Origin of the sequence: Actinoplanes sp. CA-015351, from assembly GCF_050955685.1 — a bacterium.
Classification (GTDB): domain Bacteria; phylum Actinomycetota; class Actinomycetes; order Mycobacteriales; family Micromonosporaceae; genus Actinoplanes.
On record NZ_CP192102.1, the window covers coordinates 2,146,374 to 2,158,703 of the forward strand.

At 70.8% G+C, this 12,330-nt stretch carries 9 protein-coding genes; 4 read left to right on the forward strand and 5 right to left on the reverse strand.

Going from position 1 to position 12,330, the window contains the following annotated elements:
* The first annotated feature begins 67 nt into the window (after nucleotides 1–67).
* Together ACQP2E_RS09740 and ACQP2E_RS09745 are read left to right on the forward strand one after the other, a co-directional pair.
* Nucleotides 68–706 (forward strand): RNA polymerase sigma factor, encoded by a 639-nt coding sequence (locus ACQP2E_RS09740; RefSeq protein WP_433830016.1) that lies wholly within the window; start codon nucleotides 68–70, stop codon nucleotides 704–706.
* Nucleotides 703–1,653 carry a CU044_5270 family protein gene (locus ACQP2E_RS09745; RefSeq protein ID WP_433830018.1) on the forward strand — a complete coding sequence of 317 codons (951 nt, stop codon included), beginning with the start codon at nucleotides 703–705 and terminating at the stop codon, nucleotides 1,651–1,653. Before ACQP2E_RS09740 ends, ACQP2E_RS09745 begins: the two co-directional genes overlap by 4 nt.
* Nucleotides 1,654–1,696: 43 nt before the next feature.
* Here the strand turns inward: ACQP2E_RS09745 and ACQP2E_RS09750 are convergent, their stop codons facing one another.
* Both ACQP2E_RS09750 and ACQP2E_RS09755 read right to left on the reverse strand, forming a co-directional pair.
* The gene (locus ACQP2E_RS09750; RefSeq protein WP_433830020.1) at nucleotides 1,697–2,620 is read right to left on the reverse strand and encodes a diacylglycerol/lipid kinase family protein; all 924 of its coding nucleotides are present in this window, start codon (nucleotides 2,618–2,620) and stop codon (nucleotides 1,697–1,699) included.
* A 10-nt stretch (nucleotides 2,621–2,630) separates the two neighbouring features.
* Entirely contained in the window at nucleotides 2,631–3,773 is a 1,143-nt protein-coding gene (locus tag ACQP2E_RS09755) for a cytochrome P450 (RefSeq protein ID WP_433830022.1), read from the reverse strand.
* Between the two features lie 128 nt (nucleotides 3,774–3,901).
* Here ACQP2E_RS09755 and ACQP2E_RS09760 point away from each other — a divergent pair, with 128 nt between their 5' ends.
* Together ACQP2E_RS09760 and ACQP2E_RS09765 are read left to right on the forward strand one after the other, a co-directional pair.
* The gene (locus tag ACQP2E_RS09760) at nucleotides 3,902–6,673 is read left to right on the forward strand and encodes a BTAD domain-containing putative transcriptional regulator (protein WP_433830024.1); all 2,772 of its coding nucleotides are present in this window, start codon (nucleotides 3,902–3,904) and stop codon (nucleotides 6,671–6,673) included.
* Complete coding sequence (locus ACQP2E_RS09765; protein WP_433830026.1) at nucleotides 6,670–7,734, forward strand: class I SAM-dependent methyltransferase; 1,065 nt, start codon at nucleotides 6,670–6,672, stop codon at nucleotides 7,732–7,734. The genes ACQP2E_RS09760 and ACQP2E_RS09765 overlap by 4 nt, the downstream gene beginning before the upstream one ends.
* Here ACQP2E_RS09765 and ACQP2E_RS09770 read toward each other — a convergent pair.
* The 3 genes from ACQP2E_RS09770 to ACQP2E_RS09780 all read right to left on the reverse strand — a co-directional run bounded on the left by ACQP2E_RS09770 (nucleotide 7,703) and on the right by ACQP2E_RS09780 (nucleotide 12,253).
* Nucleotides 7,703–8,266, reverse strand: a complete 564-nt coding sequence (locus tag ACQP2E_RS09770; RefSeq protein ID WP_433830028.1) for an MFS transporter — start codon at nucleotides 8,264–8,266, stop codon at nucleotides 7,703–7,705. The two genes, ACQP2E_RS09765 and ACQP2E_RS09770, sit on opposite strands and share 32 nt — an antisense overlap.
* Before the next feature lie 67 nt (nucleotides 8,267–8,333).
* Nucleotides 8,334–10,142: a VanW family protein gene (locus ACQP2E_RS09775; protein WP_433830030.1), complete on the reverse strand. Its 1,809-nt coding sequence runs from the start codon at nucleotides 10,140–10,142 to the stop codon at nucleotides 8,334–8,336.
* A gap of 86 nt (nucleotides 10,143–10,228) precedes the next feature.
* The gene (locus ACQP2E_RS09780; RefSeq protein WP_433830032.1) at nucleotides 10,229–12,253 is read right to left on the reverse strand and encodes a response regulator; all 2,025 of its coding nucleotides are present in this window, start codon (nucleotides 12,251–12,253) and stop codon (nucleotides 10,229–10,231) included.
* Nucleotides 12,254–12,330 lie beyond the last annotated feature (77 nt).

Below are 12,330 nucleotides of genomic sequence, written 5' to 3' on the forward strand. Positions count from 1 at the left end.
GCACCCGATTCTTCAGAGGCTGACATTCCGGCGGGAACCCGCGGCGCCGAGCGGACAGGAACAGGGTGTGACTCAACAACTGCGTGCCCGGATCCGGGCCGGTGACACCGCCGCCTTCGGGCGGATGTTCGACGAACACGCGAGAGCCGTCTACCGCCATGCCGCCCGGGTGGACGGCGGGCACGCGGGCGCCGAGGACGTGGTGTCGCTGACCTTCCTGGAGGCCTGGCGGGTCCGGGACACGTTGCGGCCGGAGGGCGGCAGCGTGCTGCCGTGGCTGCTCGGCATCGCCACCAATGTCCTGCGCAACCGGCGCCGGGCCGCCAGGCGGCACCAGGCGGCGATGCTGCGGGTCCCGGTCGCCGCCAGCGTTCCGGACTTCGCCGACGAGGTGGTCGGCCGGCTGCACGACGGTGACCAGCTGGCCGCAGCTGCCGCCGCGCTGCGTGGCCTGCGGCGCCGGGAGCGGGAGGTCTTCCTGCTCTGTGTGTGGTCGCAGCTCGACTACGCGGCGGCGGCGGAGGCGCTCGGCATTCCGGTGGGCACGGTGCGGTCACGGCTGTCACGGGCCCGGACCCGGCTGCGCGCTCTGGCCGAGGCGGAGATGGCGCGCCCGAAAAACCAGGAGGAACCGGCCGCCGGCCCGGGACAGGTATGGGGTGACCGCGCCGCATCGGTCCGGTCCGTACAGGAGGATTACCGATGAACGACACGTCACCCCACCACGATGACCTGACCGAGCTGGCCCGTCTGCTGCCGCCGGCCGGTGACCCGCGGATGACCGCCGGGCGTCACCACGAGCTCAGAGCGCACCTTCTCGCTGAGATCGGCCCGGTGGCACCGGCTCCCCGCCGCCGCTGGGTGTTTGCCGCGGTGCCGATCGCGGCGGGTGTACTGGCCGTCGCGATCGCCGGTGGCTTTGCCCTGCGCTCGTCGTTGATGGGCGAGGGCTTCGAGACCGCTCCGGTGATCCAGGTGGTGCGGGGCGAGGCGGGTGCCGCCGCGTTCCTGGACCGGGTCGCGCTGATGGCCGCTGCCACGCCGGACATCGGGGTCGCCGCAGGCCAGTACGTGTACATCAAGAGCCGCGTCGCCTGGACCAGCGCAGGCGACGGCGAGGCGCCGAGGCTGGCCAAGGTTCATGATCGGGAGATCTGGTTGCCAGTTTCGGACGACGGCGACGGTTTGGTCGTGGAGCGCGGCAAACGGATCCGGCTCGAAGACGCGATCAGCAACGCGCGAGCCGCTGACCTTCCGACCGACCCGGACGTGCTGCTCGAGAAGATCTACAAGGACACCGCCGGGCAGGGCAACTCACGTGCCGGGAGGGCGTTCACGTTCATCGGGGACACCCTCGCCGAGTCGGTCCTGGATCCGGAACTCAACGCCGCGCTCTACCGGGCCGCCGCGAAGATCCCCGGGGTGGTGCTGGTGCCGGATTCGGTCGACGCCACCGGCCGGTCCGGCATCGCCGTCGCCTTCGTCGAGAGCGGCGAGCGTACCGAATGGATCTTCGACAGGGCGACGCTCGAATACCTCGGGGAGCGGAGCTACCTGGTCGAGGACACCGACGCCGGCCGAGCCGGCATGCTCACCGCGACTACCGCCGTCACCGGTCGCGCCGTGGTCGGCGAACTCGGCGAGCGGCCCTGAGCGGGCGCCGTCGCCCGGTGCCACGATCAGCCGGAAGGGCCCGCTAAAGATCCGGCGTGCCGGGTGGCGCCATGATGCGCAGCGCGTTCGCGTCGAGGGCGATCCGCAGCGGCGTCTGCCCGCACGGCTCGCCGTCGACCTCGACCGCCGCGGGCCGGTCGGTCTCCAGCCACAGCTCGTTCACCGCGAGGAACGGGCGCTCGTGCAGCGTGCGGCGATGGCCGGTCAGCGCGTTGCGCGCCGTCTCGCGCAACAGCTCCCTGCGGGTCGCCCCACCGACCGGGTACGCGACCAGAAGCCGATCGTCAGCGTGCGCGTCCGCGGTGATCGGCCGGCCGGCGTGGAAACCGCCGTTCGCCACGTATACCTGATGGGTGGTGAAGACGATCTCCCGGCCGTCCGCGCGTACCGTGGCGCGCAGCGGACGGTGCCGGGTCATCAGACCCAGCGCGGTGATCGGGTACGCGAGCCGGCCCAGCCGCTTCTTGAGCCTGCTCGGCACCTTCGTCATCACCTCGGCGGACAGCCCGATGCCCACGTGGTTGGTGAACGGCATGTCCCCGGCGATCCCCAGGTCCACATCGATCACCAGGCCCTCGGTCATCGTGGTGACAGCGGTGTCCAGGTCGGGCGGGATGCCGACGGTACGCGCGAAGTTGTTCGTCGTCCCGAGCGGCAGCAGGCCCAGTGCCATGTCGCGGTGCGCCAGCATCCGGCCGGCCGTGCTGATCGTGCCGTCGCCGCCGCCCGCCACGAGCAGGTCCGGCCCCAGGTCGATCGCCTGCTGGAGACTCTGCTCCAGGTCGCGTTCGACGGCGTACGCGCCGAGCAGCTTGAAGCCGGCGTTGAGCAGCCGGGCGTGTGCGTCCTGGTAGAACTGCCTGCCCCGCCGGGACTTGGCGTTCACCACCAGCACTGCCCGCCGCTCACGATGGATGTCCTCGGTCAGCTGCTGCTTCGTCCGCACGGGCAAGACCCTATCGTCCGCTGCTGGTGGTGAGCTGAATCGCTGCGTAGCCCCGGAGTACGAATGTCGGGTGGCGTACCGGCTCGGCGGCCAGCCGCAGGTTCGGGGCGTGCCGCAGCAGCGCGGTCAGGGCGGCCGACAACTCGATGCGGGCCAGCGGCGCGCCGAGGCAGAAATGCAGGCCCGCCCCGAAGCTCAGGTGCGGGTTCGGGTCCCGGCCCACGTCGAATCCGTCCGGGTCGGTGAACACCTCAGGATCCCGGTTCGCCGCCCCGATCAACGCCGCCACCTGGGCACCCTCACCGATCGTGATGCCGTCGATCACCACATCCCGGGCGGCGGTACGCACGAAGAGGTGCAACGGGGAGTCGTACCGAAGCATCTCCTCGATCGCGCTGGGCACCAGCGCGACGTTCGCACGCAGCCGGACCAGTTGATCGGGATGGCGCAGCAGCGCGACCACGCCGTTGCCGAGGCCGCTGACCGAGGCCTCGTGGCCGGCGTTGAGCAACAGAACCGCGGACGCGACCACCTCGTCCTCGGTCAGCCCGGCGCTGCTGAGGTGGCTGAGCAGGTCGGTCCGGTGGAGTCTTCGGAGGTAGTCGGCGAACTCCTCGCAGGCCGTGATCGCCGCGGCCTCGACCTCGGGAGTGCGGTTGACCTCATACATCCGCACGATCGCGGCGGACCACGGCCGCAGCCGGTGCCTGTCCGATTCCGGGATGCCGAGCAGCTTCGCGATGACGGTTACCGCGAGCGGCTCAGCCAGATCGTTGACCAGGTCGAACTCCGGTCCCGCGGCGGTCAGCAGGTTCTCCGCCGCCTCCTTGATCCGTGGCCGCAGCCGCTCGACGTGACCGCGATTGAACGCCTTGGCGGTCAGCGAGCGCAGCCGCGTGTGCACCGGCGGCTCGTTCTCCATCATCTGGTTGCGATGCAGCAGATTGAACGGTTCGAGAATGTCGGCCGGCTCGCGGTCGGTCCAGAACCGGCCCAGGTCACGGTCGCGCAGCACCGCGTTGACGGTCCGGTGGCTCGCCGCCAGCCAGCGCGAGGTGGGCGCGTGCCAGGCGAGCGGGGCGCGCTCCCGCAGCAGGGCGAGGCTTGGGTACGGGTCAGCGAGAAACCCGCCCGCCGCAAAGTCGATCTCCACCGGGGCAACGTAACGGGCCCGCGTTTCAGAAGGCGGCTCTTCCGGTGGCGGGTTGCCATGCGTGCCGTGTCTGTCGGGGAGTGGATAAGTGGTGGTCGCGGGATATCGCTCGCGGTGAGAATGGCTCGGTGGGGATTCGAGTCGGTGTGCTGGGGCCGGTCGCGCTGAGTCGTGACGGCCGGGACATCCCGCTGACCGGTGCGCCGCAACGGATCCTGCTGGCCCGGCTGGCGCTCGCCGGCGGGCGGCCCGTCGGAGTTCCGGAGCTGCTCGACGCCCTGTGGGACGGCGAACCGCCGGAGAACGCGATCGGCAATCTGCACAGTTACGTCTCCCGGCTCCGGCGGCACACCGGCGGCGACGTGATCCGCCGCGAGCCGGGCGGTTACCGGCTGGCCGGTGCCGAGATGGAAACCGACATCGTGCGGCAGCTCGTGGAGACCGCCCGCACCCAGTCACCCGGGCCGGCCGCGGCCACCCTCACCCAGGCTCTCGCCGTCTGGCGCGGTGACCCACTCGCTGACGTGTCCGACCGGCTCGTGTTCGCCCCGGAAATCGCCCGCCTCACCGAATGGCGGCGCCACCTGCGCGAGGAGTGCCTCGGCCTGCGCCTCGACGCGAGTCAGGCGGCCGAAGCACTCCCGGAGATCGAGGCCATCGCCACCGCGGAACCCCTGCGGGAGCGTCCCCAACTGCTCCTGGTGCGAGCCTTGCACGCGTCCGGGCGTACCCCGCAGGCGTTGACCGTGCTGAGCGCGTACCGAAGAAGGCTTGCGGAAAGCCACGGCCTTGACCCATCGCCTGCCTTGATCGAGATGCAGCGCAGGATCCTGGCGGAGGATCCGGAGCTGCGGCCGCAGGTGTCGCCCATGATCGTCAGGAGGGCGGCGGGCCGCTTCTTCGGACGCCGGACGGAGCTGGCCGCGATCCGCGAGGCGCTCGGCACCGACCGGGTGATCAGCCTGGTGGGACCGGGTGGCGTCGGCAAGACGCGGCTCATGACCGAGGCGCTGACCGGTGGCGAACTCGTCGTCGAACTCGCCGAACGTTCCGTCCCGGGCGACGTCGCGAGCGCGGTCGCCGGCGCGCTGGGGATGCGTGCCGCTCCGCGTGGCGGTGTCGCGGCCCTCGCCGAACGGATCGGCGCCGCACCCGCGGTGCTGGTCCTGGACAACTGCGAGCACCTTCTCGACGCGGTTCGCGACCTGGCCGGGGAGCTGGTGGCGCGCTGCCCGCGAGTGCGCGTCCTCGCGACGTCGCGGCGACGCCTGGACGTCGCGGGGGAGCGGGTCCTGCACATCGGCCCGCTGCCGGCTCCCGACCGGGTCGCTCTCTTCTGCGACCGCGCGGCCTTGCTGCGTGCCGATTTCCGAGACGACCTGCGTACGCGTGAACTCGCCGCACAGATCTGCGAACTGGTGGACGGCCTGCCGCTGGCCGTCGAGCTGGCCGCCCGGAGGGAGGCGGTGTTCGGGCTGGCGCATCTGCGGGATCGCCTCGGCGCGGGGCTGGACGTGCTGGACCCGGCCCGGGGCGGGGACCGGGCCACCGCGGTGTCGGCGACGGTCGAGTGGTCGTACCGTCTCCTGGATCCGGCGGCGCAACGCCTGCTGGACCGGCTCGCGGTGTGCCGGGGCGGATTCGGCATCGAGGCCCTGCCCTACTTCGGCGCCCACAACAGTGAGCGCCTGCTCGCCGAACTCGTCGACGCCTCGCTGATCAGCTGTGATCTGACCACCGACGAGCCTCGCTATCGGCTTCTGGAGACCGTTCGGCACGTCGGGCTGGGGCACCTGGACCCGGAGGGTGAGCGCGAGGCGCGCGCCGCGCACGCTCGCTGGATGCTCGACCTCGCCGCTGAGCTGGTCGGCCGCGGCCGCAACCGGGACCCGTGGACCACGCCGACATTCCGCCGCGAGACAGCGAACCTTCAGGAGGCCCTGGCCTGGCTGGGAACCGAGAACGGCGCTCTCCTCGCCGCCCACCTCGCGGTGATCAACTCGGACGCGCCCGATCCCGGTGTGACCGAGCAGCTGGTCGCCTGGAAACCGGCGGTCGTCGAGACCGGGAGCGACCTCCTGCGCGGCCTGGCCGCCGGGAACGCCGAGTGGCTGCGCGGCAACCTCGCCGAGGCGGATCGCCTGCTCACCGAGGTGATCAACAGGATGCCCGAGGACCATCCGCTTCGCTGGGGAGCGCTGATCGTCCGGATCTCCAACGGGATGTTCGCCGGCCGGGCCGCCGCGGTACGCGCCGACGCCGAGCTGATCGCCGCCGACCGGGGCGCGCCGCGGTGGGCACGGGCGACCGGGATCTGCTGCGCGGCGCTGATGGACGTCTACGCCGGCGACCCGCGGGCGGGGGTGGACTGGATGGAAGAACACGCGGCCTATCTGCGTACCGAAGGCCTTGATGGATTTGTGCCTTTCACCCGGGGTGAGCTGCTGGCCGGCAGCGATCCGGAAAGCGCGCTGACCTGGTACGACCGATCGATCGCGGCGAGTGAGCGGGTGAACCAGGTGTACACCGCGAACGTGGCCCGGGTGGCGCGGGCGGCCGTGCTGATCCGGCTCGGCCGGCGGGAGCAGGCTGTGGCCGCGTGCCGGGAGACGATCGTGGCGGTCCGCGACGTCAACATGACGGCTCAGCTCTGGACGATCCTGCGGCTGACCGCGGAGCTGCTGGGCGGCGAGGCGGGCTCCTACATCGTGCGGTCGGCGGACGAGGACCCGCTCGCCCCGGCGGTGATGGGACCTGATGTGGAGCGGCTGACCCGTCTGAGGGGCACCAGCACCGGAACCGGCGACCTGGCCACGGTCTGCGGTCACGCCCTGGATGAGCTGGCGAAACAGCGGCCGGCAAGGTTCCGGCAAGGGGCGGCCCGCACGGTGGACGCATGACGAATTCAACTCTTGACGAAGCCCGCGTCGAAGCGTTCACGGGCCGGTTGATCACCGATTTCGCGGGGGCGGCGAGCACCGCGATGACCGTGCTCGGCGACCGGCTCGGCCTGTACCGGGCGATGACCGGGCCGATCACCGCCGGTGAGCTCGCGCGAAAGACCGGCCTACATCCGAGGCTGGTCACCGAATGGCTCCGGCAGCAGGCCGTCTCCGGGTACGTGACCGTCGACGGCGACACGTTCGAGCTGCCCTTCGAGCACGCGCTGGCGCTGTCCGTGGTGGACTCGCCGGTGCATCTGGTGGCGGCCGGAGAGATCATCACGGGGTACTTCCAGTCCCTGGAGAACCTGGAGGCGGCGTTCCGTGGCGACGGCGGGCTCTCCGGCGACGAGGTGCCGGGCTGCACGTACCACGGCATCGAACGGTACTTCCGGACCGCGTACGTCAATCAGCTCGAACAGGTCTGGTTCCCCGCTGTTCCGGGGCTCGTCGACAAGCTGGCGGCCGGAGCCCGGATCGCCGACGTCGGTTGTGGACATGGTTTTGCCGGGCTGCTGATCGGGCGTACCTGGCCGTCCGCCACGGTGCTCGGCTTCGACAACCACGAGCCGTCGATCGCCACCGCCCGGGCCCGCGCCATCGAGGCGGGCAGCCCGGCGAACGTCTCCTTCCACGTGGCGGACTCGGCCACCATCGGCGGGCACGGGCCGTTCGACGTGGTGGTCTTCTTCGACGCCCTGCACGACATGGGTGACCCGGCGGCGGCGCTGCGGGCCGCGTACGCGTCACTGAACCCGGGCGGGATCGTGGTGGCGGTCGAGCCGTGGTCGGCGGACGACTGGACCACCACGATCGGGATGCCGATCACCCGGATCGGGTACGCCTCCTCGACCGCCCTCTGCACGCCGACGTCGCTGGGCCAGCCCGGCGCGTACGGCCTCGGCACCCTGGGCGGCCCGGCCGAACGCCTGCGGCTGCTCGCCGAGGCGGGGTTCACCGACCCGATCCTGGCCGCTGACACCGGGTTCAACCTGGTGGTGTCAGCGACAAAGCGTTAGGCGTCGCAGGCAGGTCTCGCCGGCTCTTCATCGGCCCGCTGAGCAGGATCAGCCCGCTCAGCGCCAGCCCGGACGTCATGCACCACAGGGCCGGCCGCACCCCGAGAGCCGAAGCCAGCGACCCAGCGATCAGCGCACCCACCGGAACCGCGCCCAGGTTGAGGAACTGCATGCTCACCAGCGTCCGGCCGAGCAGTTCCGGTGGCGTGTACTGCTGACGGAAGGCACCCTTCACCACGTTGCCGGCGACCACGCCGATCCCGATGACCAGCCCGCCGACGGCCAGCAGGGTCAGTCCGGCGCCCGGGCCGGTCATCGGGATCACCGACCCGAACGGCACCGACGCCCCCTCGCAGATCAGCATCGCCCGGGCCGTTCCGATCCGCCGGGCCAGCTGGGTGGCGACAACCGCGCCGACAACCCCGCCGCAGCTGATCGCCGCGATCAGGCCACCGACCACGCCGGGGTTGACGCCGACCTCCCGGACCAGGAAGACCACGAGCAGGCGCCAATCGCGACGCTGCCGAATCACCCCACCCGGGCCGGGAGCGTTATGGCCCAACCCGGATTGCGCCGAAAAGCGACCCCCAACTGGGCTGTCAGTCCTCGGCGGGGGGCCCGGGAGTCTCCGGCGACGCGCAGATGTAGTTCGGCTCGGCGTCGTATTTCCAGGTGAACTTCTCGCGCTTGACGACCTTGCCGTCGCGCTGGAACAGCCGGAACGCGTCCTGGGTGAAGCCCGGCAACCCGCCGGTGGCGATGCAACCCGGTCCGTCCGGCAGGGTGATCGTCTGCGGGGAGGTGAGGTTGCGGCGCTTGCTGTACTCGGTGGACACCTTGTCCCACACCTTGGTGCTCCACACCGAGACCGTGATGCTGTTGCTGGTCCACGCCGTGTCCAGCAGTACCCCGTGCGGACTGTCGTTCTTGAACCTGAAGTCCAGGTCCGGGTAGAAGATCGTGGACTCGATCACCGCCGGATAACGGTCGAAATAGTACGAGTGCGGCTTGTGCTCGACGTCCTCAAGGCCCGCGTAATACGTAGCGTTGAACAGCGTCGTGGTGAACTGCGAGACCCCGCCACCGACGCCCGGGGTCAGCTTGCCGCCGAGGATCACCGGCGCGTCCTTGTATCCCTGCTTGTAGCTGCGCTCGCCGGTGTGCTTGTTCAGCGAGAACGTCTCGCCGGGCAGCACCAGCGCGCCCTCCACCTGTTTCGCGGCCTGGACGATGTTCTGGCTGCGCGACGAGCCGAGCCCACCGGTGAACTTGGTGGTGAACGTCGAAATCTTCTCCTTGACGCCGAGCTTGCCCAGCGCGGCGGCGTCCACCGCGGGCTTGGCCTCGGTGACGGTCGCCACGATCGACCGCTCGCTCGTGCTGCGCAGCGCGGTCAGGATCTCCGGGCTCATGCCGGCCAGGTCGACGGCCGTACCCTCGGCTCCTTCGAGAATCGACGGCTTGCCGCCCTTGAGGCTGAAGCGTGCGTCGCGGGGTTTCGTCTCGAGTTTCGCGAGAGGTTTCGCGACGGCGGCGCGCAGCTTCTTGGCGTCCAGGCGGGGCTCGATCCTCCCGGCCTTGTCGGCGGTCAGGACCAGGCTTTTCGCGATGGCCGCCGGTGGCACGGTCAGGGTGCCCTTGTCCGAGGTGATGGTGAGCGGCCCGGACACGGCGGGTGCCGCCACCGTGGTGACGAGCTGGTCCACCTCGTCCGCGGTGGTCACCGGCTGCACCTCGACGAGCGGCACGGTCACCGCGGTGCTGGCCGGCCAGCTGGTCCGCACGATCTCGGCGGTTCGTGCCGGGTCGATGTCGCGGCCGGGCGACGGGTGCACGGCGCGCGGCTTGATCCCGTCGAAGACCACTGCCGGCTGGGTCATCGGGGCCCCGATCTTGCCGAGGGACTTGCGCAGGGCCGCGTCGAGCATCTCGGCGTCGACCGCGACGACCGGCGCGACCGCCCGCGAGCCGAACAGCGACGGGTTGCCCTTCGCGGCAGCGGCGATCGTGGCGTCGACGTCGACGACCAGGCCGACATCGGCCGGTTTCACCGAGGCGTCGCGCCCGTCGACGGTGACGGTGAGCGGCTCGGCGAGCCCTCTGGCAGCGGAGAGGTGGGCGCGCAATTCAACGGCGGCTTCGGTACGCCCAAGGCCCCCGAGCTTCGCCCCCAGAACCGTCACACCGAGCGGAATGTCCCCCCGGTAGGCCCAGGTGGCAGCCGCCCCCGCCCCGACGGCGAGCACCAGCACGGTCGCACCGGCGATGAGAACGCGCTTGCGCGAGGACGGCGGAACGGGCGCCGGCTCGGAACTGTCCAGGACGTCGTGGGTCGGCACGGCCTGCGACGGCAGGAAGACGGTAGGCGTCTCCTCGACGGTCGGCTGGCGATCACCTGCAGCGCTCACCGGGCGTCCTCCACGGCTCGGGCGGGTGACTGACACGCCGCCGGGCCACGGATGCTAGTTGATACTCGTTACCGCCAACCTGTCAGTCACCTGTGCGAGGTCGCATTCAGGGCACCTCGTACCGTACTGACCAGGGCTTCCCGGTCGAACGGCTTAGCCAGAATGGTGGACCCGGGTTCCAGGTTGTTGCCGTTCTCGTCGATCAGGGATTCGGCGAACCCGGACACGAAGACGATCGACAGGCTGGGCTGGCGCATCGCCGCCACCTTGGCCAGCTGCCGGCCGTTCATGCCCGGCATCACCACGTCGGTGACCAGGGCGGACACGTGACCGGGGTGCTGTTCGAGGATGCGCAGCGCCTCACCGGCGTCGGCCGCGGTCAGCACGTCGTACCCGGCGCCGGACAGTATCCGGGCGGAGACCTGCAGCACAGCGGACTCGTCGTCGACGAGCAGCAGCGTCTCGCCGCCCGTATTGTCCGGCGTGGCGGCTGACGGCGGTGGCGGTGGCGGCGCCTCGCTGACCAGGGCCGGCAGGGTGAACGTGGCGGTGGTGCCGTGGCCTTCGCGGGAGCGCAGGGTGAGCTGCCCACCGGCCTGGCTGATGATCCCGTGCGAGGTGGACAGCCCGAGCCCGGCGGTGCTGCCGGCCAGCTTCGTGCTGAAAAACGGCTCGAAGGCGCGGTCCAGGACGTGCTGCGGCATCCCGGTGCCGGTGTCGGTGAGGGAGACCGTGACGTTCTCGTCCTGCACCGACGTGATGATCGTCGCGGTGCCACCGGCCGGCATCGCCTCGGCGCTGTTGCGGACCAGACTGCGCAGCGCCTGAGCGATCTGTGCGGGGTCGGCCTTCACGTCGGGCAGCGACGGTTCGAGGTCGAGGATCAGTTCGACGTCCGGGCCGGCGGTCTCGCGCAGCGACGCGGTGTTGTCGCGCAGCAGCGTGTTCAGGTTGATCGCGGCGGGCTGGATGATCTCCCGGCGGCCGAAGGCGAGCAGCTGCGTGGTGAGCCCTTTGGCGCGTTCGCCGCCCTTGACGACGTGCTGCAGGTCGCCGATGAGCGACTCGGCGGTCTCGGCCGGCAGGGTGCCGTCCTCCAGGGCGTCGTTGATCGTCTCGATGGCCAGGTTGGTGTACCCGAGGATGGCGCCGAGGACGTTGTTGAAGTCGTGGGCGGTGCCGCCGGCCATCCGGCGCAGGCTGTCGAGGCGCTCGGCGTCGCGGTGCCGGGAGTCGTCCTGGCGGCGCAGGATCTCCTCGCGCAGCCGTTCCTCGGCGGAGACCAGGTCGGTGACGTCGTCGACCATCAGCACGCCGCCGGCGAGCCGGCCGTCATCGTCGTCGTGGATCTGCCGCAGGTGCAGGCGCAGCCGCCGGGTGGTCCCGTCGGGCCAGGCGATCCGGTGGTCGAACCGCAGTTCGGCGGTGTCTCCGGCGCCGTGCAGGAGGCTGAGGGCGGCGTCCTGCGCCGAGTCGTCGAGGCAGTCCAGCCAGCCGGCGCCGAGCAGACTCTCCTGCGGCATCTGCATGATCTGGGCGAGCCGCTCGTTGATGTAGTCCGCGGTGCCGTGGGTGTCCAGGATGCCGATGCCGACCGGGCTGGCGACGGCCATCGCCTCGAAGCGCCGTTCGGTGTCGTGCAGGGCGCGCACCTTCTCGATCAGCTTCGCGTTGACGGCGTGCAGGTGCGCCTGGGCGAACTCCTCGTCGGCGGCCGGCACGTCGAGCAGGACCGGGCCCTGTGCCAGCGCGGTGTCGACGGCTTCGAGCAGGGTGTGCGGGTCCTGGGAGCGCAGCACCACCTGGCTGACGCCGCAGGCCTCGGCGATCGGCCGGGTCTCCGGCTCCAGGTAGTTGGCGGTGTAGAAGATGACCGGCGCCTGCGCGGCCTGCCGGTCGGGGTCGGAGCGCAGCCGGTGTACGAGCTCCAGGCCGTCGATGCCGGGCATCAGCACGTCGGAGACGACGACGTCGGGGTGGTGGACGTGGGCGAGCCGGAGCGCGTCGGCACCGTCCCGTGCCTCGATGACGTCGTGGCCTCGATATCCGAGGAGCATCCGGACGATGTCCCGGTTGGCCGCCACGTCGTCGACGACCATCACTGTCGCCACGGCGTCTCCCTCATGATGTGTTGTTTGTCCGTAATAAGGCTAAAGCATGTAGGTTGATTCCGAATCACATTCGGCTT